Here is a 23,618-nt window from a genome sequence, read left to right as displayed (position 1 = left end):
CGTGTCATCGATGACCCTCTCAGTTACCTCTCAGTCGGTGCGGTCAAACTGGTGGCATGCGCATTCTGGTAGTCGACGACGATCGCGCGGTTCGGGAATCGCTGCGCCGGTCGCTCACCTTCAACGGCTACTCCGTCGATCTCGCGGTGGATGGCGTGGACGCGCTGGAGAAGGCGACCGTCCAGCGACCAGATGCGCTCGTGTTGGACGTGATGATGCCTCGGCTCGACGGGCTCGAAGTTTGCCGGCGCTTGCGCAGCACGGGTGATGATCTCCCGATTCTGGTTCTGACGGCGCGTGATTCGGTGTCCGAACGGGTTGCCGGACTCGATGCCGGGGCCGACGACTATTTGCCGAAGCCATTCGCGCTGGAGGAATTGCTGGCGCGTCTGCGTGCTTTGCTGCGACGTACGGCCGTTGATCCGGGTGATGTCTCGGAGGCAATGAAGTTCGCCGATCTGTCGCTGGATCCGGTGACACGCGAGGTGTCCCGCGGCGCCCGCCAGATTAGCCTCACCCGTACCGAGTTCTCGCTGCTGGAAATGCTGATGGCGAACCCGCGCCGGGTACTCACCCGCAGCCGCATCCTCGAGGAAGTGTGGGGCTACGACTTCCCGACCTCAGGAAACGCCCTCGAGGTGTACATCGGCTACCTGCGCAGGAAGACCGAGTCCGAGGGCGAGTCGCGGCTTATCCACACCGTGCGCGGCGTCGGCTACGTGCTACGGGAAACACCCCCGTAGGCCGCCGGTCATGGCACGAACAGCTCCTAAACGCCCTGTGGTCGCCGCGCTCGGCCAGCGACCGCCCGAGTCCGCCGACATGCGGCCGCCGATGCCGCTGACCCGCTCGGTCTCGCTGCGCTGGCGGGTGACCCTGCTCGCTGCCTCCGTCGTGGCGATCGCGGTGGCGGTGACCTCGATCGCGGCCTATGCCCTGGTGGCGCGAGCGTTGTACGCCGACGTGGACGCCCAGCTGCGTAACCGGGCCAGCGCCGTGATCGCCAGCAACCCGTACGGATTCAATATCCAGAATCTGATGGTCGCCACCGCCTTCTACAACGACACCGGCATCGCACTGATTTTTCCCGACCTCAAGCCGTATTCGCCGCCGCAATCGACCGATCCGCCGGTCGGCTCGCAGGAACTCGCAGTGGCCCACGGTGAGGCGAGTTCGTCGCTGCGAACGGTCGGCAACCAGCGCGTGCTGGCCGTCCGGACCAACCTCGGTGCGACGCTGGTCATCTCCCAGCGGCTGGATCCGACCCGCGAGGTGCTCGACCGGCTCGCCTGGTTGCTGTTCGTGGTCGGCGGTTGCGGTGTCGTATTGGCCGCCGCGGCAGGCACTGCCGTCGGACGCACCGGATTGCGCCCGATCGGACGGTTGACCGCGGCGACCGAGCGGATCGCGCGAACTGACGACCTCACGCCGATCCCGGTGACCGGAGACGACGAACTCGCCCGACTCACCGAGAGTTTCAACACCATGCTGCGTGCCTTGACCGAGTCGCGCGATCGGCAGCGCAGGCTGGTCGCCGATGCCGGGCACGAATTGCGTACGCCGCTCACGTCATTGCGTACGAATATGGAGCTGCTCATCGCATCCGGTCGTCCGGGCGCGCCTCGAATACCGGATGAGGATATGGCCGGATTGCGCTCGGATGTCATCGCCCAGATCGAAGAGTTGTCGACGCTGGTGGGCGACCTGGTCGACCTGGCTCGCGAAGACGCACCGGAAACCGTCTACGAGCGCGTGGATCTCGGGGAGGTGGTGGAACGCGCGCTGGAGCGCGCACGGCGCCGTCGGGCCGGAATCGAATTCGTCGCGGAACTGCGCCCATGGTTCGTCTATGGGCACGAGGCCGGTCTGGAGCGCGCGGTGCTCAACGTCCTCGACAACGCGGCGAAGTGGAACCCCACCGGCGCGCCGGTCCACCTCGGTATGCGTGAGACCGGGCCAGGTCTGCTCGAGTTGTCCATCGACGACGCCGGTCCCGGAATTCCCTCGGGGGAGCGTGAGCTGGTGTTCGAGCGTTTCTATCGGACCACGTCGTCTCGGTCGCTGCCGGGTTCCGGTCTCGGCTTGGCGATCGTGAAGCAGGTGGTGACAAAACACGGCGGCACCATCGCCATCGATACTTCGGATCGCGGTGGCACATTGGTTCGCATCGTGCTGCCGGGCGAAGCCGGGGCACCCGCGTCCGAGTGACGAAGGTGAATCGCGTCAGTGGCCGGCGCGGGCCCGCCGCGACGGAACGGGAGTGGCAAGGCGGCCAATTTCTACAGCAATGATCGGGTCGGTACTCAATATTTACCGAAAGTAAGGTATTTCGGGGGTCGGCTCGAGATTTGCTTTCGCCACGCGGTGTGGCGTATCGCCGAGACGGGGAACGCGATCGGGGCTGTGGCTCCAGATCTGCGTATCGTACTTTCCGACGGGATGAGAGGTTGCCGATGGTTCTGTCGTCGTCCGGTGGGCCACCGGGACGCAAGGACAGATCTCGGAAAACTGAAAGCGCGGTCTCAGTCCGTTCTCAGTCGTCGTAGCCAAGCTGGTTGGGCAGACGTGAGCAGAAACGAGGAGTCCATGACCGAGGATTCGAAGGATCGCCGGGAGGAGCCGGGGACGGCGAACGCCGGATCGGACCACCAGCCGACCGAGCAGATCCACGGCGCATCGACAGACGCCCCGTCCGGTGGCGCGGCCGGATACGCGCCGCACGGCGGAGTATTCCAGCCGCAGGAGGCGTACGGCCACGGTTATGGCCCGCAGGCGCACTATCCGCCGCAGCATGATCCGACTCAGCAGTTCCCACGCCCGCAGTACGCCGCGCCCTTCGACCCATCGCAGGGTGCCGCCTATCGTGCCCATCCTGGCGTTCCGCATCGCCCGTTCCGCACCGGCTTCGTCGTCGGCGCGGTAGCGCTCGCTCTGGTCAGCGGTGGTCTCGGCGGTGCGGTCGGCGCGCTGAGCACCCGCGGTGATGACGGCCGCGCACCGGTCACCAACGCGTTGGACGCGCCAAAGCCGAACATCGGCAATGTCTCCAACGCACCGGCCGGATCCACCCAGGCGGTAGCGCAGAAGGTAGTGCCGAGCGTGGTCATGATCAAGGTGGCGAGCAATAGGGCGGAAGGTGAGGGTTCCGGGGTGGTGCTGTCCTCCGACGGCCTTATCCTGACGAACAATCACGTGGCCGCGGGTGGCGGCCCGAACGCCAAGATGGAGGTCAGGTTCTCCGACGGCAGCACCGCGCCCGCGACGCTTGTCGGCGCCGATCCGGTCTCCGACCTGGCGGTCGTCAAGGTATCGGGCAAGTCCGGTCTGACCCCGATCGAATTGGGCACATCGGCGAACCTGCAGGTCGGCCAGCCGGTTGTCGCGATCGGCTCGCCGCTCGGCCTGGCGGGCACGGTCACCACCGGGATCGTGTCGGCGCTGAACCGCCCGGTCTCGACCATGGGCGCCGGCGACCAGAACCCGACGGCGGTGCAGCCGGTGATCGACGCCGTCCAGACCGACGCCGCGATCAACCCGGGCAACTCCGGCGGTGCCCTCGTCGATGGCAACGGCAAGCTGATCGGCATCAACACCGCCATCGCCAGCCTGGGTGCCGACGAGACGAGCGGACAGCAGAGCGGCTCCATCGGCCTCGGCTTCGCCATCCCGGTGGACCAGGCCCGGCGGGTCGCCGACGAGCTGATCAAGACCGGCCACGCCACCTATGCGCAGATCGGCATCAAGATCCGGCCGCAGGACACCGTCACCGGTGCCAGGGTGCTGGAGCCCACACCCGACGGCCCGGCCGCCAAGGCCGGTATCCCCGCGGGCTCGATCGTCACGAAGATCGACGACCGGCCGATCGATTCCGGGAACGCGCTCGTCGCCGCGGTCCGCTCCCACCAACCAGGAGACAAGGTGAAGATCACCTACACCGACGAACAAGGCAACAACCCCAAGACGGTCGAGGTCGCCCTCACCGGCGCGCCCGCGGACGGTGGCCGATGATGCGAGTGCTGCCCGGCGGACGGGCCCAGCTGGTCGAGGTCGACGCCGATGTTCTCGGCGCGGCCGCCGAACTGCTCGACGCAGGCGCTACGGTGAGCAGCATGGAAATCGATGCTCCTGTGGCGGGGCGTGCTCTGGTGGTGGTCGTCGACGATCGAACGGCGCATGGAGGTGTTGACTCGCTCGGCCCGCTGGTCACCGAGCTGCTCACCGAGGCGGGTTTCCTCGTGGACGCGTCGGTGTCGGTGCAGGCCGATGAGGTGGAGATCCGCAACGCGCTCAACACCGCGGTGATCGGCGGTGTCGACCTGGTGATCTCGGTCGGTGGCACAGGCATGTCCCCGCGCGACGTCACGCCGGAAGCCACTTCGCAAGTGCTCGACCGTGAGCTGCCGGGAATCAGTGAGGCGCTGCGCTCCTCCGGCCGGGTAGCGGGTTCGCTGGACGCGGGTTTGTCCCGTGGGGTGGCAGGCGTCTCCGGAAGCACGCTGGTGGTCAATCTGCCTGGCACTCGGTCCGCGATTCGCGACGGTATGGCCACGCTCGGGCCGCTCGCCAGCAGGGTGATCGGTGAGCTTTCCGGATTGGTCGAATAATCACGGCCGCCACCCCCTCCGACGTCCCTCGCCCGGCGGCCCGCCGGGCGAGGGACGCTGCGCGTCTCGCGAAGATCTTCGGTGACGCTCTCCCCGAGACCACCAGCGACGACCGCGACGACGGCCGGTCCTCCGACGACTGGCTGCGCGCTCAAGTTCCTCCGCATCACGGGTAAGCCCAGCTATCTACGTAATAGCTACGTATTTGCGGGCCTTGGTGTTGTGATCCACCCGTGATTACTTCCGAATCAAAGTTATTGCCGCGAAATCCGTACGGCCGTGTCCCGTATTCGATCACTGGCGCCGCTATGTCGCTTCTCGAGCGGGTGCGTTGGCCTCGGAGGTTGCGGACTTGCATTCATGCACGTCACGGCATATTCATATGTACGCAACTGTGATCTACGTCACGTTGAACTTTATGAAAGCTCACATTGCAGTGCGGTTATCGAGCGTTTAATGTCGCCATCGAGTCACCACCATTGGACCCCGAAGGCCCGGGTACTGCGCGCGCCGCGGCCTGGCGGAACCCGGCTCGGTTCCACTGCCAGCTGGACCGTTGCGCCGAAATAACAGCCGGTTACATGTCGGCAACAAGGGAGCGACACACTGAGCTGGGCCTGAGAGGACCACTGTCCAGCCTCGATGGTCGAGGTTGACTGTTTTTAACCTGATGAGGGGAAGTATGAGCGAGAATCGCACCATTGGTGTGCGCCGCGGTGCCCGCGTCGCGGGTATCGGCGCTGCCGCGGCCGTTGCCATGGGCCTGCTTTCGACCGGTGCTGCCAATGCCGATACCTTCGTGCCGTTGCCGGACGGCCAGAAGGCGGGGCCTGGCGTGACGATCACCAGGACGGGAGAGCGGGCCTTGATTTCGCCCTCTATGGCCGCGAACGGCGCTGGTCGCGTCGTCTGGGTGTCGGGCAACGCCGCTGCCGATGTCTCCGTCACGCCGGAAGGCACCGTCGGCCCCAATAACGGTCCGGCCGGAGGCCCCGGTACCAACAACTCCTCGACTCACGGCGCGTCTCAGCTGAGCACCGGCTACGTCGTCGGCTGCCAGGTCAGCATCGCCGACGACGCGATCTCCGCGGGCATGTCCGGGAGCGTCAACCTCAGCGGTGCCAGCGCCGGTGGCTCGATCGGCCTCAACCTCGGCCCCGGTGAAGTCAAGTTCGTTCAGATCGACTACAAGGACATCCTCAAGCCGGGTGTCTACTCCGTCGAGTACCAGGACGCCGAGATCCAGATCCAGGGTTGCGCGGGCTACGCGCAGGCGCGCGCCTACACGGTTGTCGAGATCATCGGCGACCACTACTCGAAGACCACCCTCTATGGGATGCCCTTCAGCATCGGCTGACGTCTGTCGAATCCAAACGAACAATCTTCCCGCTGAAGCGGACTCAACCCTCGAGGGGTACCAACCATGATCAACCGTAAGAAGTTGGCACGGATGGCCGGTGTCGGCGCCGCTGCCACCATCGCCATGGGCCTGTTCTCCACCGGTGCGGCCAATGCCGACACCTTCGTCCCGCTGCCGGGCGGTGAGCTCACCAAGACGCTGTCCGACGGCACCGTGGTGACGATTCGTCTCGTCGGCGAGTCGGCCAACATCAACCCGTCCCTTGGCTCCACCCCGGTGCACCGCAACGCGTGGGTGTCCGGTAGCGCCCAGGTCGAGCTCTCCGGCACGGCCGGCGGCAAGATCTTCCCCGGCTACACCGTGGGCTGCCAGGTCAACATCGCCGGGGGCGGCGCCACCGGTGGGATGGACGGCAATATGGACTGGAGCGACGGCCAGAGTGTCACCGGTGGCGTCGGCGCCAACTCTGGCGGCAACCTGACGCTCGGACCCGGCCAGGCGAAGTCCTTCTACGTCCTCGATCTCGAGCAGCCCGACGACTACGGCAACGAGTCGCACAAGACCCGCAACGCCTTCAAGGGCACCAGTGGCTCGGTCACCTGGTCCGACGAGACTATCGGCCTGTCCGGCTGCGGCGGCTACGCGCAGGCGCGCGCGTTCGTCAGCGTCGAGGTCGAGACCGATAACGTCATCACCTGGGTGACGCTGTGGGGTCAGCCCTTCAGCCTCGGCTGAGTGAACGCGGGTGAAAGACCCGCGGGTATCAAGGAAATGGGCCCGTCGCTGCTGCGACGGGCCCATTTCCATGTGAAAACGATTGCCACAGAACATCACCCGCGATGCTAACCGCATCGCCCACGTTTCGGCGCAAGTTGCTGGAATTTCCTGAAAAGTCCGGTTGACACCGAATGGCATTGTTTGTCCGTGTTTGTCCGTGTTTGTCCGTGTTTGTCCTTGTTTGTCCGAATCGCACGATGCGGCAACGGTCGGCAGATCACTTGGTGGACAGAACATTCCATGGAGTGCTGTCGGCTCTGACGAGGCATGTCCGCCTCGATACCCCGGGGCGGGCAGCCGCGATGATGAGCAGAACCGCGATGATGAGCAGAACTCTGGCAAGTACCGCATATCGGGGTCCGTCTCGAGGCGTCCGCATCGCCGGCGCCGTTGCTGTGGCGGCCGTTGCCACCGGTCTGTTCTCGACCGGTGCCGCGAATGCCGATGTCTTCGTGCCGTTGCCGGACGGCCGGAAGTTCGGCCATGGTGTGACTCCCACGGGGTGCCGTTCGGCACCGGCGACGTCGGTAGTATCTGTGAAATCTCTTTTCGCTGAAGCGAACTCAATCCTCGAAGGGTAACGACGTCATGATCGATCGTACGAAGCTGGCGCGCGCGGCCGGGCTGTGCGCGTCTGCGGTCATCACCATGGGGCTGCTGTCGACCGGCGCGGCCAACGCCGACACCTTGGTCCCCCTGCCGGGCGGCGAGCTCACCAAAACGCTGTCCGACGGCACCGTGGTCACGATTCGTCTGGTCGGCGAGTCCGCCACCATCAGCCCGTCTCTCGGCGCGACGCCGGTGCACCGCAACGCGTGGGTGTCCGGCAGCGCTCAGGTCGAGTTGTCCGGCGCGGCAGGCGGATCCATCTTTCCCGGCTACACCGTGGGTTGTCAGGTCAATATCGCGGGCGGCGGCGCCACCGGCGGCGCCACCGGCGGTGCCAACTGGAGCGATGGGCAGAACGTGCGGCCGACTGCCGGGGCGAACACGGGCGGCAATCTGACGCTCGGTCCGGGGCAGGCCAGGTCGTTCTATGTGCTCGATCTCGAGCAGTCGGATGACTTCGGCAACGAGTCGCACAAGAAGCGCGTCCGGTTCAGGGGCGACAGTGGCTCGGTCACCTGGGCGGACGAGACCATCGGTCTGTCCGGCTGCGGCGGCTATGCGCAAGCGCGCGCGTTCGTCAGCGTCGAAGTGGAGACCGAAAACGTCATCACCTGGGTGACGCTGTGGGGAGCGCCGTTCAGCCTCGGCTGAGCGCCCACCCACACAACGCGAACGGGCCCGTCGTCACGACGGGCCCGTTTCATCCCGCGGTGCGGGAAATTTCAGAACTCGTGCCGTCCGCCCCCGCTGGTCTGGCTCTCGGTGAGCAGGTCGCGGATCTGAATCAGCACCTCCGAATCGGTGAGTGTGGAGTCGTCGGGCCGGAACCGCTTCTTCAGGTGCGTCGCGGGAAGCACGAGCACGAGGTACAGCACTGCGGCGATGATGAGGAAGTTGAGCACAGCCGTGATGATCGGACCGACCTGAACGAACGTCTCCGGATTGTCGGCAATCAGCCAGAAACCGATATGTTTCTCGTCATTGCCGTAGAAGGCGGCGAGGATCGGATTGATGACGGCATTTGTGAACGCAGTGATGATCGCGACGAACGCGATGCCGATGACCACGGAAACCGCAAGGTCGATGACATTTCCGCGGGACAGAAACTCCTTGAAACCCTTGAGCATTGCCGATGTCTCCTCTTTGTGTGGAGCTGACCAGTCGTGCTCGGCGGCCCAAGCCTGCCGGTATTCCAGATGCTAGATGATCCAAATAGCAAATCACGGGTTAACTCAATTGATCGGTATGTCCTCGGTCAATGGAAGACGACGGTGAGTGCCGTGCGCAGCGAGGCGACGGCCACGGCGGTCGCGTGTTCGGCGTCCATCGCGACAAGTACCACGCGTTCAGCGGCGCCACGTCCGTCGCCAGGGCCGGAGACCAGGATGACGGAGGCGTCGGTAGCCAGAGTTCTGGCCGGTCGGGTGCCGGGTCCATTCGATTCCTCGGCGCCGACCACGTCGACGCGGTCGCCCGCGCGCAGGATTTCGGCGACCGCGGTATCGGCCAGGCGGATCGGTACGATCCTGGCGTCCCGCGCGCCGGTGGCCGCCGCGGCCAGCCGTGGGCCGACGACGCGCAGGTCGGTGAAGACTTCGCCCTGATGCATGGCGCCGGTCAGTGCCGCACCGATCAGCACGGTCGGATCGGCCACCGCGCCTGCGGGCAGTGTGCTCGCTTCGCGCGGCGCCGAGCGCAGGTCGCCCGCCTCCAGAAGGCGTCCCGGCGCCAGATCCCGGCCTGCGACAACGACTGTCGTTCTTTCTGCGCCAGGGCTGCCGCGGAAGAAGAGGAACACTGCGAGTACGGCGAAAGCGGCGGCAAGCAGCCGTCGGGCAAGTAGAGCGTCAGCCCAGGGTGGGCGCCGCCATGCCGGGTTCCAGCCGCCCCGGCCGAGGTCGGCGAGTGCGCGAGTCATGGCCGGATCCTATGGCCGGGCGCAGGCCGAACCGGCCCGGAGAACGGCGGGCTGTGGATAGTGGAGCGGCTGTGGAAAACCGTCGAATCAGCTGGCTACGGCGGTGCTGGTCGACGCGGAGGAGCCGCTCGACGAGCTGGAATCGGAGGAAGAGGTGGAATCGGAGGACGAGCTGCTCGAGCCGCTGTCGGACTTGGCCGGCTCGCTCGCGGTGGAGGCGCCTGCGCGGCTGTCGGTGCGGTAGAAGCCGCTGCCCTTGAAGACGATGCCGACTGAGTTGAACAGCTTGCGCAGCTTCCCCGAGCACTCCGAGCACACGCTCAGGGCCTCGTCGGAGAAGGACTGAACGATGTCGAAGCGGTTATCACACTGGGTGCACGCATACGAGTAAGTTGGCACAGGATCCTCCCGCGGGTTCGTCAATCTGGCACTCTACAGCCGACAGTGCCAACACCGCCAATCGGTGTTTCATTCCGCGGCCACATCGCCGCCCAGCCGTTGCAGTCCGTGGTGCGGAGTGAGGGCCCAGCCCATGCGCAGATCATGCGGTTCCTCCGGTAGCCGGTCGACGAGTTCGTCGTCCCTTACTACCGCGACCAGCCGGGCGTCCGGGCGTGCGGCCGCCAACGTGCGGTCGTAGTAGCCCGCGCCGCGTCCGAGGCGGACGCCGCGCCGGTCGACCGCGAGAGCGGGGACCAGGATCAGCTCGGCGCGGCCGACAGCGGCAGGCGGCAGCACCGCGCCGGCCGGTTCCAGCAGTCCATAGCGCGCTCGGCGCAACGTCTCCGCCCCGGTGTACTCGGCCCAGCTCAGCGGTCCGGGCGGCCCCGTGACCGGCAGCATTACCTGCGCGCCACCCGCACGCAACGCGTCCAGCATTGCCGTCGACCCCGGCTCGCCCCCGACCGGCACGTACGCACAGACCCACTCGCGCGCGCCGAGAGCGCCGACCGCCGCGGCCAATTCGAGGGCCTCGTGCTCCCGTTCCGTGGCGCTCACCACAGCCCGCCGGGCGACCAGTTCGGCGCGCCACGCATGTTTGTCGCGCTCGACGGGCATCTCCACAGTGATCACCATAGGCTCACTCCGGTACCTGGTCGGCGCGTGCCGATCCGGCGGCGTGATGGACGGATAGGGTATGCGCATGACAGCAAAGGCCGGACAGTCCGGTGACACCGCGGTGGTGTCGTGCTTCCGCACGGCCGTGGTGCCCGCGGCCGGGCTCGGAACACGGTTCCTGCCCGCGACCAAGACGGTGCCCAAGGAACTCCTTCCGGTGGTGGACACCCCCGGTATCGAACTGGTCGCCACCGAGGCCGCGAGTTCGGGCGCCGAGCGGCTGGTCCTCGTCACCTCCCCGGGCAAGGACGGCGTGGTCGCGCACTTCGTCGAAGACCTGGTTCTGGAGAGCACGCTCGCCGAGCGTGGCAAGTTCCACCTGCTGGAGAAGGTACGCAAGGCGCCGGGACTGCTCGATGTCACCTCCGTCGTGCAGGAGGAGCCGCTCGGACTCGGCCACGCGGTCGCCCAGGCGGAGAAGGTCCTCGACGACGACGAGGACGCCATCGCGGTACTGCTGCCGGACGACCTCGTGCTGCCCTCCGGTGTGCTCGACGTGATGAGCCGGGTACGCCGCAAGCGCGGCGGAACGGTGCTGTGCGCCATCGACGTTCCGAAGAACGAGGTCAGCGCCTACGGTGTGTTCGACGTGGCGACGGTGCCTGATGCCGTGAACCCGAATGTGCTGCGCGTCAACGGAATGGTGGAGAAGCCTGCACTCGCCGACGCGCCCTCGACCTTCGCCGCCGCGGGCCGATACCTCTTGGACCGGGCCATCTTCGATGCGCTGCGCCGCATCGAGCCCGGCGCCGGCGGCGAGCTACAACTCACCGACGCCGTCGCACTGCTCATCTCCGAGGGGCATCCGGTTCACGTCGTAGTGCACCGTGGGTCGCGCCACGATTTGGGCAACCCGGGCGGTTATCTTCGTGCTGCGGTCGATTTCGCATTGGAACGCGAGGAATACGGCCCGGCCCTGCGGGAATGGCTGCAGCACCGTCTCGGTCCGGACTGGGATCCGCAGCTGACAACCTACGACTGACGGGTCCGGTCGGGTTTCGCCGAGCGTGGACCGTCGGGTACGAATGAGGGTTCACCGTGGTGCGCGCGCGAACGCGGCTGCGCCGCGCGATCACTGATGCGGCGGAGTCGGATGGAGTGCGGAGAGGATCAGGAAGGGCTGGATGCGCTCGGTTGAGGATCAGCAGATCAAAGTGACCGCAGCGGCGGTCGCACCTCGGCCGGTCCGGGTCGCGATTTCTGAGGCCCAGGGCCTGCTGTGCGCCGAGGACGTCGTTACCGAGCGGCCGCTGCCCGGCTTCGATCAGGCCGCGATCGATGGTTACGCGGTGCGCAGCGTCGACGTCGCCTCCGCGGGCGCCGACATCCGCAACGAGGACGGCGATCTCGTCGACCTGACGCTCCCCGTCGTCGGCGAGGTGGTGGCCGGATCGCGTCAGCCGATTCGGCTGCAGCCGCGTCAGACCGTTCGGGTGGACACCGGCGCACCGATGCCGACCCTCGCCGACGCCGTGCTCCCGCTGGACTTCACCGACGGCGGGCGGGCCAGGATCAAGGTGTACGAGCCGGTGCGCTCCGGCGATTACGTGCGACGCGTCGGCGACGACGTGCAGCCGGGCGACGTCGCGGTGCGTGCGGGAACCATCATCGGTGCGGCCCAGGTAGGTCTGCTCGCCGCGGTCGGGCAGGACAAGGTGCTGGTGCACCCGCGTCCGCGGCTGTCGGTGATCTCGGTGGGCGGCGAGCTGATCGACATCGATCGCACGCCCGGCCCTGGACAGGTCTACGACGTGAACTCCTACGCGCTGGCCGCGGCCGCGCGGGACGCGGGCGCGGACGTGAACCGCGTCGGCATCGTGAGTTCCGATCCGCGCCGACTGCGCGACGTCGTCGAGGGGCAATTGGTGCGCTCCGAGGTCGTCGTCATCGCGGGCGCGGTCGGCGGCTGGGCCTCCGAGCAGGTCTGTGAGGCGTTAGAAGGGCTGGGTGAACTCGAAATCACCCGCGTGGCCATGCATCCTGGATCGGTGCAAGGTTTCGGCAAACTCGGTCGCGACGAGGTGCCGACCTTTCTGCTGCCATCCAATCCGGTCGGCGCGCTGGTGGTCTTCGAGGTGATGGTGCGACCGCTGATCCGAATCGCATTGGGGCGCAGGCATCCCATGCGCCGGATCATCCGCGCCAGGACCATCACGCCGATCAGTTCCATGGCCGGGCGCAAAGGGTATCTGCGCGCACAACTGATGCGCGACGAGGCGACCGGCGATTACCTGGTGCAGCCCCTGGGCGCCACGAACTCGTCCTCGCACCTGCTCGCGACGCTCGCCGAGGCGAACAGCCTGATCGTGATAGACCCGGACGACCTCGAGATCCGCACCGGTGACGAGGTCCAGGTCGCCTTTCTCGCACAGCGCGGCTGAGAAATGGAAGCGATGAACGTCTTCCGGGCCACGCAGCATCCAGGGTGGCCCGCGCGACTCGGCCCGGTCCGTGTCGCGGCGGGACAGGTGACCTTACGTCCGGTGCGGCTGCGCGACGCGGCGGCGTGGAGCCGAATTCGTTTGCGTGACAGGGCACATCTCGAGCCGTGGGAGCCGACCGGCCGCGGTGCATGGGAGGCGCGCAACCACGCGTCCAACTGGCCCTCGCTGTGGTCGAGCCTGAAGGCGGAGGCGCGGCGTGGCGCGATGATCCCGTTGGTGATCGAAGTCGACGGCGCGTTCAGCGGGCAGCTGACCATAGGGAATATCGTGCGCGGCGCGCTGCGCTCGGCCTGGATCGGCTACTGGGTCGCCAAGGACCTCAGCGGACAGGGTGTCGCGACCGCGGCGCTGGCGCTCGGCCTCGACCATTGCTTCGGACCGGTCGGCCTGCACCGGGTCGAGGCGACCGTGCGACCGGAGAATATGGCCAGCCAGGCGGTGCTGCGCAATGTCGGGTTCCGGGAGGAGGGGCTGCTGCGGCGCTACCTCGACGTCGACGGTGCGTGGCGGGATCACCTGCTGGTCGGCCTGACCGTCGAGGAGGTGGTCGGAACAGTCCTGGACCGGCTGGTTCGGGAGGGGCGCGCCACCCTGCGGTGAACCCGGCGCGCCGATGTCACCGAGGCGCGATGAGAGTGGTGGGAATGTGACGGGTGTGGCGGATGTGCACGGCGCGCCTGCCGGATCTTGCCGCTACCCGGAATTAGCCTACGGACGTCGATGGTGCGTCTTGCGTCATCGGTAGGGAGCCTGCGAGGCGACCGGCGTCCACGCTGCTGCGTCGGATGGAGACCGGACGGACGCGGGGCGTGTTACGCACCGCTCGCGGGCCGAGCCGGACTAATCCAGGCGGGGACGGAGGTGCTGACCGAGATGCCGAATTCGATCCTGTGGATCGGTCTCGTCGTGCTCTGGGTCTTCGTCCTGTTCCCGATTCTCGCCGACCGCCACCCGAGAATCCGCCGGACCACCGACGCCGCGCTGGCGACCAGGGTCCTGCACCGTGGCGGAGGCAAACGACGTCTCAGGAAAGGCCCGGCTGCCGGGCATGAAACCGATCCGAATTGGCGGCCCCGCCGCGTACCGAGAAAGTATTCCCACAGCGATGATGCGGAGGACCGGATGACAACACCGGCCGACGAGCCCCTCACCGAGACTGACGAGGAAGACACCACCGCGGCCGCCGAGGCCGCGGAATTCGACATCGCTGACGCCGAATCGGACGACATCGAGGCCGCGGACGCCGACGTCGAGGCCGCCGAACCGGACGACGACGGGTCGGAGGATTACGGGTCGGAGGAATACGGGTCGGAGTATTACGAGTCGGAGGACGACGAAGCTGCCGAAGTCGCTGCGCGGAACGACGCGGCGACCGATGATGGCGGCGTGGGCGAATACCACCCCGAACCGACCGCTGCCAGGATCCCGCCCGCGCGCTCCGCCGCGCCCGCCCGCCTGACCCACGACGAAGACGACGAAACCTATTCGGACGACCCCGAATTCGTCCCAACACGCCGCGGCCGCGGCGGCTTCGACCCGGAGGCCGACGCCATCGCCCGCGCGGCGCGCTACACCTTCCGTCAACGTGCCGTGCTCGGCTTGGTGCTCACGGCCATCCTGTGCGGCGCCCTCACGGTCGTGTTCACCCCGCTGCTGTGGTGGGGCTCCGGGCTCGCCATGGTCGTGCTGATTGGCTACCTCGGTTACCTGCGCAAGCAGGTGCGAATGGAAGAGGAGATTCGCCGCAGGCGGGCCGCCCGCCTCACTCGCAGCCAACAGCTCGGTGACGCAGGCCACCGCACGCACCGAGCCGGCGCCCGCGCGCCGCACGGCAGCATGGACCGCGATACCGCACGCGCTCTCCGCCGCCGCTCCGCACTCGTGGAGCCCGATGACGAAGACCCCACGTTCGACCACCTCGACCCCTTCGACCCCGCTACCGCCCGCGCCCTGCGCACCCGCACCGGCGGCGACATCCGCCGCGCCGCTGGCGAGTAGCATCACCATCCGGGCAGGTCAGCCTGCCGATTCGGAGACTGCACCGGCGGCCTGATACAGTGTCACAGCGCGGTTCCCCGGAGCCGCACGGGGCTATAGCGCAGTTGGTAGCGCGTCTCGTTCGCATCGAGAAGGTCAGGGGTTCGATTCCCCTTAGCTCCACCAAGAGTGTCTTATTCAAGCCTCCGCCTGAAGAGAACCACAGGTCAGGGCTTCATTCAACTCCAGCGACTCGCCACCCGATCGGGTGGCGAGTCCAGTTTCGTGAGCGCCCCGCTGCCGAGCCTCAGTGAGCTGCAGACGGTGATCGCTAGGCGCGCAGCCTAGGATCCATCCGGCTAGCGAATTTGTTCTGGCGAGTGGCCGCACTCGCCGGTCAACTGGAAGTCGTCGCATTGCTGGTGGCACGAGTAATGCCGATCGACTCGTGGTGGCTCGGATGATCCCCAGCTCTCCGTGGGCTTGTCCACGTAGCTGATCGGACCCTTACAGTGAAACAATCACTCGAACCGCGCTGTGCCTAGAGGGCAGGCGTCAAAGTCTCGTTGAACGCTCTCTCCCTCTTCTTCCATGCGCCTCCGCGTATCCCAGATCCGTAACCCGCGCTCGTCGAGCCGGTTCCATACCGGCCCCATGACCCCAAGCGTGTCGGCGATCCACACCAGCGACCATCCCTCGCTATCGCCGCGCGTTGCTCGGTCTCGGTGCCGAGTGTCGGCAAACGATCTTGCCGACACTCGACCTCTTCAGCCGTCCTTGGCGCCAGATCGAAACGCCCTTGTCCGCGCGCCGGCGGCGCGCGGACAAGTTCAAAACCCGAGTAGATCGAGGCTTAGGGCACGGTGATGGTGTTGGTGTCCAGGGTGACTGCACCGTTGCGGGCCAGTACGCGTCCGGACACGGTGGTTCCGGTCTGTACCGTGATCGAGGTCAGCGCCACGATTGTCCCGGCGAAGGTGGTGTTGGTGCCCAGGGTCGCTGAGCTGCCCACCTGCCAGAAGACATTGGAAGCCGAGGCTCCGTTGACGAGGCTGACCGTGCTGTTCGACGCGGTGATCAGTGTCGATCCGGCCTGGAAGATGAACACCGCGTTGGGATTACCCTGCGCATCGAGGGTGACGGTGCCGGTCAGACCCATTGCGGCGGCCGTGTTGTACACCCCCGAAACCAGGGTCAGCCCGCCGATGTCCGCCGGCACCCCGATGGCTGGTGTCCGGCCGGCGGCATCGTTGTAGGCGGTCGTGAGATCAGTTTGGGCCTGGACCGCGACTGCGTCCGCGACATGCTGTGTTCCATTGATCACTGTTCCCGGTGGAAAACCGGTCACTGCGCTGCCGGGGCTGAGCCCCAGATCACCGGAGACGACCGAAGCGCCGGTGTTGGTGACTGTGGCACCTGACAATACAGCGAACGACGAGGCCGTCCCCAAATTGACCGGAGCCAGACCCGAAACGTAGGTGTAGGAGATCCCGTTGCTGGTGCCACCGACGGTGGTGACGGTGACCTGTACCGTGCCGGTCCCAGCGGGGGCGACAGCGGTGATCTGCGTGCTGGAGTTTGCGGTGAAGGATGTCGCCGCAGTGGCGCCGAAGGAGACCGCGGTGGCCCCTGTGAAGCCCGTGCCGGTGAGGATGACCGCGGTGCCTCCGGCCTCCGGACCTGTAGTCGGACTGATCGAGGCCAGGGTGGGTGCCGCGACGTAGGTGTAGACAAGGCCGTTGCCGGTACCGCCCGCGGTGGTGACACTGACACCCACCGGTCCCTCCGCTGCGCCCGCCGGCACGACGACGGTCAGCACGCCGTCGTTGACCACAGTCGGGGTAGCGGAGTTGGCACCGAAGCTCACCGCGGTGGCGGTGGACAGGCCGGTTCCGGTGAGGGTGACCGTGTTGCCGCCGGCGGTGACGCCCGAGGCCGGGGACAGGCCGCCCTTGAACGGTGGGCCAATGTAGAAGAACGACCGTGGGTTGCTGGTCCCACCCAAGGTGGTCACGGTCACACCGACTACGCCCGTCCCGGACGGGGAGATGACCGTGACCGACGTAGGCGTGTTGGCCGTGATGGTGGCCAGCTTGGAGCCGAAGTGAACGGCGGTGGCGCCGCTGAGGTTCGTGCCGGTGATCGTGACGATGGTCCCGCCTCCGGTCGACCCCTGGTTGGGAGAGATAGGCATGAGGTGCCTTCCTTGTTAGTGTGGTGCGTGAAGACCAACCGAGGCCAGGCTGGCCGCGTTCGCCGCCGAGCGTGACGGTGGTTGTCAGATGGAGTCCTCGGGCCGATACGTCTGCTGGTGGCGGCCGGGGCCGTCAGTCAATGCAGCCGACGACGCCGCCTTTGGCAGGGGTGTCGCCGGCCGGCAGTGCAGGCATGGATGATCACGCCAGCTGAATTCGACGTGGATGCCGCTACCAATGGCGGTGTTGACGATGACGATGCCAGCGGTCGACAATGCGATCACTGTTGCCGGTGACCGAGTCGTATTTCGAGTAGTGGCGTCGCCGGTCTCGCGCTGCCACCTACCTCATTATTTGAATCGTCTACATTTTGCCTCACAGAATTGAATCAGAAATCAACTCATCTCCAAAGATACGTCGCCAAAAACCCGAGCGCCATGCCGAATTCAAATTGCAACCGCGAGTCACGGCGGAACAAACACACAGATCAGATGGCTTTTCACGAATTTAGACGGCATTCTTCCGTGAATTTGGACGGCGTTTTATCGCGAACTCTGACGGCATTTTCTCGCGAATTTCGACAGTCTTTCGGGTCGAATTGTTCGCGGATTTCTACGGCCTCAGCGAAGGTGAACCGGCTCTGAATTCTGGACGTTTTGTTTCAGTCGCACACGGTCCAGGTCATCCGATGGATCCGCAGGAGGCTTCGGCGAGCCGGTTGTTGAGCAATTGCAGTTCGGCGGCATCGTCGGCGGCGAGTCGGACCTCCGAGGCAGGTCAGCGGGGATTTTCGGTGGGTGAGTCCGTCTTGGTGTGGGCACGGCGATAATCGACTCCGCAACGCGCCCGTCGAGATTCGTGAGCAACTGCCGTCACGGTTGATGAACAGGGAACCAGCCCAAGGCGGACCCCAACACCGACGCGGCTCCGCCAATGTCCCAATTACCGAACACCCGGTCGCCCGGGGAACTGCCCACCATCGCCGTCCTGCTACGCGCCCCGTAACCGGGAACGGCAAACCCCGGCACCGGTCCATTCCAGGAACGGTGCGGCAACTCCGCGCCGCGCTGGGCGCCCCGTCCTCACTCCACTACAGGCGGGCCGCTGCTGGCGCGCAACCGGGGTGGGACACGACCGGCCACAACCTGTCCAGTCCGATTGGGTCCAATATTCAACCGGACCAGGCACCAAGATCGAAGGAACCGAGACACCGCCGGGACAGCCGCTGCCCTCATGTGGATGAGGCGCCAGTCGCCGATCGCATCACTGTGCCGGAGTTGCTCGCCGGACATCTCGGTCCGGCAGAGGCAGGATCGAGCCTGCGGTTCCAAGACCTCAGGATCGTCGGCCTCGAAGTCCAGCCGGCCGAACCGAGGACAGCACCGTGATCATCGAATATCCGCCTTTTACTATGACAGTCGACGCTCGCCAGTGCCCGCGCTGAATGTAAAGCACCGACTGGTGTAACTCTCGCCCGCAGGCGAACCAGGCACAATCGCGTGACGACCGATCCGGCATCTACCGGGTGCCTGTGGACCCTACCCGCCGATACGGGCCACAGCGTGAGGAACTCTCGTGCTACACAACCAAAGAACCGGCTTCCCGCTATCATGCACCTTCGATCATTCCCTCCAATCCCCAAATCCTCTGCGTGGCAACACTTCGGTCTCAAAAACGTGTGGAATCGCAGGCGAATCCGCAAAGTAACGCTTCTTGCGTCAAACATCTAATCGACCCAAAACCGCAGGTGGAGAATCATCATCGAGTCGCAAGTAGACGCTGTCGGCATCGGCTTTGCTCTGCCCCGGAAATATAAGGGATGCAGTAGCAGCAATGCAGATCTTCATCACCTTTTCGGCCTCGTCGCTACCGAACGCAACGAGCCCGGTGCCCGCAGCATCAGAGCCGCATGTATCCGGGCTCGCACCAGGATCCAGGGCTACACGATCACGTCAGCCGCTAAAGCAGCCAGCTCCCGTACCACATTCGATCGTGCCCACCAATCAAGGGTGCCGAGTGTGTCCATGTACACCTCTCACGACACGTGGGGACGTGTCTGTCTTCGACAGCTCGAGAGCGCGGCCCGCAGTCTGGCACGCACGGTCGAGGTCTTCGCGCGCAGTCGGTTTCGTCAGATGCAGCAATGCCGAATGGCCGGTCCCGAACGTCCGTCTCCGGAATGCGATCGATCGATGCTTCGATGGTTTCTGCCGCCGCGCGCCCGCCGCCCGCCATTTCCAGGCGTTTACGACACGCCGACCACGCTGTGCTACACGATAAATTGCCGACCTCATGTGATTCTTGACGCCAAGTTATCACAGGGGTCCGTCCAGTCGGGATGTTTGATGTGAGGGGAAGTTTCGTGCCATCGCTGATTCATTTCGTTCGTGGGGGTCTATTACGCCGTTGGCTTCTGGTGGTAATGGCTGCCGGGATCGTCACCGGACTGGTGGTTTGGGGTGGGGTCGCCTCGGCCGCACAGCCCCCAGTCGGGTTGGGGACTGCGACGCCCTTCGCGGTGTTGGCGGGCACCACGGTCACCAACACCGGTCCTTCGGTCATCTCCGGGGACCTCGGGGTCAGCCCGGGGAGCGCGGTGACCGGCTTTCCGCCAGGAGTGGTGATCAATGGAACGCAGCATGTCGCCGATGCCGTTGCGCTGCAGGCTCAAAACGATCTGACGACCGCGTATAACGATGCGGCGGGCCGGACGCCGGCCATCGGGGTGCCGGCGGATCTCGGCGGGCTAACCCTGGTCGCGGGAGTATACAACACGGCGGGCCCGATGGGTCTGACCGGCACGGTCACCCTGGACGCGCAGGGCGATCCCAACGCCGTGTGGATCTTCCAGGCCGGGTCGACGTTGATCACCGCGTCGAGCAGCACGGTCGCCCTCATCAACGGAGCCTCGCCGTGCAACGTGTTTTGGCAGGTGGGTAGCTCAGCGACCTTGGGTACCAACACCACCTTCGTCGGAACGATCATGGCGTTGACTTCGATATCAGTGCAGACCAGCAGCACCGTGAACGGGCGCGTGTTGGCCCGCAACGGACAGGTCAGCCTGGATGACAACATCATTACGCGGCCGAACTGCGCCATCCCGCCGACCTCGACGACTACTCCGCCGCCGACCTCGACCACGACAGGCCCGCCGCCGACCTCGACCACGACAGGCCTCCCCACGACGACCGTCGTTTCGCCGCCGGTTGGGGTCCCCGTTCTTCCTCTCCCGATTCCTATCCCGATTCCGATTCCGATTCCCGGTGGGCTTGGTGGGCCCGGTGTCCCGGGTGTCCCGGGTGTCCCGGGTGTCCCCGGTGGGCCCGGTGGGGGTGGTGGGGGTGGGCCTGGTGGGCCGGGTGGGGGTGGCCCCGGTGAGGGTGGCCCTGGTGGGCCGGGTGAGGGTGGCCCCGGTGAGGGCGGCCCTGGTGGCCCCGGTGAGGGTGGCCCCGGTGAGGGCGGCCCTGGTGGGCCTGGTGAGGGTGGCCCAGGTGAAGGCCAAGGTGGCCCTGGTGGGGAGGGCTACATTATTCCGAAGGGGCATCCGGAAACCGGTGGGGGCGGAACTGCTCCCCACCCCAATGGCAGCGCGGTTCTCCTGCCCCTCGCAGGTCTGCCCCTGGCCGGGTCCGGTGTTGCGGTTGGTAAGGTCGCCCGGCTGCGCAGGCGGCCGCGATGGGTGACCTCGGCTCCGAGACAAGCGAATTCGAATCCGGAGGCACCGTGAAAAGAGGGAAGAGGGGGAAAACGGGGTGGGTGCTCGCCGCTGTAATGTTGCTCATCGCCATGGGACTGTTCGTGCTGACCTCACGTGGCCAGCACGACCCGGGCCCGTCGGAACTCGCATCGCCGCCGGTCTCCGGATCCGCTGAACCGTCTGGTGCCGCGGGTCCGGAGGCGGACTCCCCGGTGCCGGTGGCGCTGCGCATCCCTTCCATCGGTGTCGACACGTCACTCGTCACACTCGGACTCAATCCCGACGAAACCGTCGAGGTACCCAACGATTTCCAGAAGCCGGGGTGGTACAAGTTCGGGCCATCGCCCGGCCAGAAGGGTTCGGCGGTGATCCTGGGCCACGCGGATTCCTTCGACGGTCCGGCGGTGTTCTACCGGCTCCCGTCCCTGCAAGCAGGCGATGAGGTCGAGGTGAGTTTGAGTGATGGCCGGACAGCGCGTTTCGCCGTTACCAAGGTCGAGGCGTATCCGAAGATGGAGTTCCCGGCCGAAGAAGTGTATGGATCGCATGGCCACGGCGCATTGCAGCTGGTCACCTGCGGAGGCGAATTCGACCGCGAGACTCGAAGCTACCAGTCCAACATCGTCGCCTACACCTCGCTGACCGCAACCACCCCAGCCGCCGCCGTCGGCGCCCGATAAGGCTTGACGCGGCGCACACCCTCAGACACAGCCGCATCCACAGCCAGCGACCTCGGCACGGCCACCCTCCGGGTTCCTTGAATGGGTCAAACCATCACATCGGCTGCGCACGCGTGCAGTTTCCGCACAGCACTAGTGTCCGGGGTTGAGTCAGCCGGCAATCCTTTGACCGTGCGCGGCAGTGCTTCGGTTGAGGGGCGTTCCCGCGCCAGTGCCGTGCGGCCTGATCGCCAAGGGGAATTGGGCCGTATGCTCGGAAGGTCCGGATACGCAAGGGGATTCGCCGTTGTGAGGTATCGAGACCGGGGTGGGCTCGGCGGATGGACGTAAGGGAGCGGTCGCGCTGACCGCCGCACCGGACCCGTGACCGTCTGATCAACTCACGCGATCACGACGTTCGACCGGCCGGGCTGATCAGCGGTCGAACTCCAATCGTTTCCACTGCAGCGCAACTCGCCAGCGCTCTCGTTGGAAAGCCCAATCTTGGACCACCTCCACCACGGCGTCGAACGCGGGTGAGAAGGCGCTGTCCCACGGGGCGTCATCGCTGACCACGGTGCGGAAATGCGCATCCGGCCCGCCGCCGCCATACTCCGCGCGGTGTCGCATCCGAGCGTGATATCGGGACTGGCGGTCTGCGCCGCACCGGCATTTCGGGACCATGCCTGTCAGCGATGGTCGGCCCGGAAGCGACTACTCCGCCGAGCCGCTGGACGTCGGCTGGTTACGAAGTCGCTCCCGCAACCGCCGAATGCCAGGGGCCTGTGATGCCGGTAGCAATTGCGGGTATCTGTCCGGAAGATAGCCCACGGAGCCCTTCGTGACTTCTGCTTCCAACTGCTGGAAATCGGTGCCGATCCGGCTGTCGAGGCGGTAGGGATCCGAGGACAGGCGATACCCGACAATTCGTCGAAGCCGTGTGAGTTCCGCTCGGACCGTCACTTCTTTTCCGGTGCTGCCGTACAGCTCTCGGGCCAAGGTTGCCGCGGTCAGCCCATCCGGGTTGGCCAGCAGGAGAACTACCAGCTCGCTGTGCCGGAGACTGAGTTCGTGGGCGGTCCCGTCCATCCACAGCACGGCGCGATCACGACCCAGCGCGCTCACTCGTGGGGCTAGTTCGCCCGAAACGTCGTTCGGCAGTGCGTAGACGGAGAACGGGCCGCCCGGCGACAGTCGTTCGACAACGACCCGACGTCCATCGGGCAGTCTGGTTACCCCCTCGATCACCGGTGCGGGCCACCTGGCGGGGAGCCATCCCGACGGCGCCGCATGCAGCAATCGCCCCTCTTCCGTCACCAGCGCACAGTGGTCGCCGACACGGTTGAGGACGCGGTCGAGGTAACGAATGCGCAATTCCGCGTCCCGCTGCCGGAGGAGGTCGCGCAGGTGCGCCTCGGCGAGGCGGGCTGCCGTCGTAACCAGCGGCAGCGCAAGCGAACTCGTGTTGCGGAGCTTGCTGGTGATGTCGACGACTCCGATCACCGCACCGCTGGCCGGATCCCTGATGGGGGCCGCCGTGCAGGTGAAGTCCGCGGCAACGGACAGGTAGTGTTCGGTGCCGCGGACTTGGAAGGGTCTGCCGAGGGCCAGGGCTGTGCCGACACCATTGGTACCCGCTTCGGTTTCGTGCCAGCGTGCCCCCGGGACGAGGTTCGCCCGTTCCGCCACATGCCGGGCATCGGAATCGCCATGGACCCAGAGGAGGTGGCCGTCGGCGTCGGCACCGAACAACACGTGGCCCGGCATCGACGCCGCAGTCTCCAGGCTCGCGAACAGCGTCGGCCAGATGCTGGCCATCTGATGTTCGCGGCGCCAGGTGCGGACCTCGTCTTCAGCCAAACCCACTTCGGGGAGATGCCGGTCGGGATGCAGACCCCAGCGTTGCGCACGATCCCATGAGGCGCGTACGTCTGCACGCACCAACTGCGTCTGCCTCGTCACCAACCGCGTCTGCCTCGTGTCATGCCAGTCGGCTCGGGATCGTCCACCCCGCTGAATCGTTCATGGCGTCGAAAAGAGCCTAACCCTGTTGCAATCTCGCTGCAATGCCGACATTATTGCTGCAACGTTTATGCAACCCCGCTTGTCCATCTTGCATTGCGACGGCAGGCGTGCCATAGGCGCGAAGGCGCTGCTTATGATTCACGGCTGGACGATGAACGCCAAATTCTGAGCTTCTCGGCACCCGCCGGCCGCACTGTCGAGTAATCGGGTGATCGCCGTAGACATTTCCTCTCG

At 66.0% G+C, this 23,618-nt stretch carries 20 protein-coding genes and 1 tRNA gene; 14 read left to right on the top strand and 7 right to left on the bottom strand.

Annotation, left to right across the window (positions count from 1 at the left end):
* Nucleotides 1–56: 56 nt before the first annotated feature.
* The 7 genes from OHB12_RS20575 to OHB12_RS20540 all read left to right on the top strand — a co-directional run bounded on the left by OHB12_RS20575 (nucleotide 57) and on the right by OHB12_RS20540 (nucleotide 8,001).
* On the top strand, nucleotides 57–743 hold the full coding sequence (locus OHB12_RS20575; protein WP_327110216.1) for a response regulator transcription factor: 687 nt from the start codon (nucleotides 57–59) through the stop codon (nucleotides 741–743).
* Nucleotides 744–753: 10 nt separating this feature from the next.
* Entirely contained in the window at nucleotides 754–2,208 is a 1,455-nt protein-coding gene (locus OHB12_RS20570; RefSeq protein WP_327110215.1) for a HAMP domain-containing sensor histidine kinase, read from the top strand.
* A gap of 378 nt (nucleotides 2,209–2,586) precedes the next feature.
* Nucleotides 2,587–4,008, top strand: coding sequence for a S1C family serine protease (locus OHB12_RS20565; RefSeq protein ID WP_327110214.1), 1,422 nt, complete (start codon nucleotides 2,587–2,589; stop codon nucleotides 4,006–4,008).
* A gap of 101 nt (nucleotides 4,009–4,109) precedes the next feature.
* Nucleotides 4,110–4,604 carry a MogA/MoaB family molybdenum cofactor biosynthesis protein gene (locus OHB12_RS20560; RefSeq protein WP_195044576.1) on the top strand — a complete coding sequence of 165 codons (495 nt, stop codon included), beginning with the start codon at nucleotides 4,110–4,112 and terminating at the stop codon, nucleotides 4,602–4,604.
* Nucleotides 4,605–5,286: 682 nt separating this feature from the next.
* Nucleotides 5,287–5,961 carry an MspA family porin gene (locus OHB12_RS20555; RefSeq protein WP_327110213.1) on the top strand — a complete coding sequence of 225 codons (675 nt, stop codon included), beginning with the start codon at nucleotides 5,287–5,289 and terminating at the stop codon, nucleotides 5,959–5,961.
* 66 nt (nucleotides 5,962–6,027) lie between these two features.
* Complete coding sequence (locus OHB12_RS20550; RefSeq protein WP_327110212.1) at nucleotides 6,028–6,699, top strand: MspA family porin; 672 nt, start codon at nucleotides 6,028–6,030, stop codon at nucleotides 6,697–6,699.
* 630 nt (nucleotides 6,700–7,329) lie between these two features.
* Nucleotides 7,330–8,001, top strand: coding sequence for an MspA family porin (locus OHB12_RS20540; protein WP_327110211.1), 672 nt, complete (start codon nucleotides 7,330–7,332; stop codon nucleotides 7,999–8,001).
* Nucleotides 8,002–8,072: 71 nt separating this feature from the next.
* On the opposite strand, the gene mscL is transcribed toward OHB12_RS20540, so the two are convergent.
* From mscL to OHB12_RS20520, 4 genes are all read right to left on the bottom strand, one after another.
* Nucleotides 8,073–8,477, bottom strand: a complete 405-nt coding sequence (gene mscL / locus OHB12_RS20535) for a large conductance mechanosensitive channel protein MscL (protein ID WP_327110210.1) — start codon at nucleotides 8,475–8,477, stop codon at nucleotides 8,073–8,075.
* Nucleotides 8,478–8,605: 128 nt separating this feature from the next.
* On the bottom strand, nucleotides 8,606–9,268 hold the full coding sequence (locus OHB12_RS20530; protein ID WP_327110209.1) for an SAF domain-containing protein: 663 nt from the start codon (nucleotides 9,266–9,268) through the stop codon (nucleotides 8,606–8,608).
* Between the two features lie 87 nt (nucleotides 9,269–9,355).
* Complete coding sequence (locus tag OHB12_RS20525) at nucleotides 9,356–9,667, bottom strand: FmdB family zinc ribbon protein (protein ID WP_327121291.1); 312 nt, start codon at nucleotides 9,665–9,667, stop codon at nucleotides 9,356–9,358.
* A 69-nt stretch (nucleotides 9,668–9,736) separates the two neighbouring features.
* The gene (locus OHB12_RS20520) at nucleotides 9,737–10,345 is read right to left on the bottom strand and encodes a 5-formyltetrahydrofolate cyclo-ligase (RefSeq protein WP_327110208.1); all 609 of its coding nucleotides are present in this window, start codon (nucleotides 10,343–10,345) and stop codon (nucleotides 9,737–9,739) included.
* Between the two features lie 67 nt (nucleotides 10,346–10,412).
* Here OHB12_RS20520 and OHB12_RS20515 point away from each other — a divergent pair, with 67 nt between their 5' ends.
* The 5 genes from OHB12_RS20515 (at nucleotide 10,413) to OHB12_RS20495 (ending at nucleotide 14,994) form a co-directional block, all read left to right on the top strand.
* On the top strand, nucleotides 10,413–11,369 hold the full coding sequence (locus tag OHB12_RS20515) for a UTP--glucose-1-phosphate uridylyltransferase (protein ID WP_327110207.1): 957 nt from the start codon (nucleotides 10,413–10,415) through the stop codon (nucleotides 11,367–11,369).
* Nucleotides 11,370–11,511: 142 nt separating this feature from the next.
* Nucleotides 11,512–12,768, top strand: coding sequence for a molybdotransferase-like divisome protein Glp (glp, locus tag OHB12_RS20510; RefSeq protein ID WP_327110206.1), 1,257 nt, complete (start codon nucleotides 11,512–11,514; stop codon nucleotides 12,766–12,768).
* Nucleotides 12,769–12,780: 12 nt separating this feature from the next.
* Entirely contained in the window at nucleotides 12,781–13,431 is a 651-nt protein-coding gene (locus OHB12_RS20505; RefSeq protein WP_327110205.1) for a GNAT family N-acetyltransferase, read from the top strand.
* Between the two features lie 273 nt (nucleotides 13,432–13,704).
* On the top strand, nucleotides 13,705–14,829 hold the full coding sequence (sepX, locus tag OHB12_RS20500; protein ID WP_327110204.1) for a divisome protein SepX/GlpR: 1,125 nt from the start codon (nucleotides 13,705–13,707) through the stop codon (nucleotides 14,827–14,829).
* Nucleotides 14,830–14,918: 89 nt separating this feature from the next.
* Nucleotides 14,919–14,994, top strand: a tRNA-Ala gene (locus OHB12_RS20495).
* A 667-nt stretch (nucleotides 14,995–15,661) separates the two neighbouring features.
* Here the strand turns inward: OHB12_RS20495 and OHB12_RS20490 are convergent.
* Nucleotides 15,662–17,002 (bottom strand): ice-binding family protein, encoded by a 1,341-nt coding sequence (locus OHB12_RS20490; protein WP_327110203.1) that lies wholly within the window; start codon nucleotides 17,000–17,002, stop codon nucleotides 15,662–15,664.
* Between the two features lie 2,363 nt (nucleotides 17,003–19,365).
* Here OHB12_RS20490 and OHB12_RS20485 point away from each other — a divergent pair.
* Together OHB12_RS20485 and OHB12_RS20480 are read left to right on the top strand one after the other, a co-directional pair.
* Nucleotides 19,366–20,730, top strand: coding sequence for an ice-binding family protein (locus OHB12_RS20485; RefSeq protein ID WP_327110202.1), 1,365 nt, complete (start codon nucleotides 19,366–19,368; stop codon nucleotides 20,728–20,730).
* 29 nt (nucleotides 20,731–20,759) lie between these two features.
* Nucleotides 20,760–21,380, top strand: a complete 621-nt coding sequence (locus OHB12_RS20480) for a class F sortase (RefSeq protein WP_327110201.1) — start codon at nucleotides 20,760–20,762, stop codon at nucleotides 21,378–21,380.
* A 414-nt stretch (nucleotides 21,381–21,794) separates the two neighbouring features.
* Here OHB12_RS20480 and OHB12_RS20475 read toward each other — a convergent pair whose 3' ends face one another.
* On the bottom strand, nucleotides 21,795–21,989 hold the full coding sequence (locus OHB12_RS20475) for a hypothetical protein (protein WP_327110200.1): 195 nt from the start codon (nucleotides 21,987–21,989) through the stop codon (nucleotides 21,795–21,797).
* 84 nt (nucleotides 21,990–22,073) lie between these two features.
* Entirely contained in the window at nucleotides 22,074–23,321 is a 1,248-nt protein-coding gene (locus tag OHB12_RS20470) for a GAF domain-containing protein (protein WP_327110199.1), read from the bottom strand.
* Nucleotides 23,322–23,618: the final 297 nt, after the last annotated feature.

The organism is Nocardia sp. NBC_01730 (genome assembly GCF_035920445.1).
GTDB lineage: Bacteria > Actinomycetota > Actinomycetes > Mycobacteriales > Mycobacteriaceae > Nocardia.
This window is presented reverse-complemented; position numbering and strand designations above follow the sequence as displayed.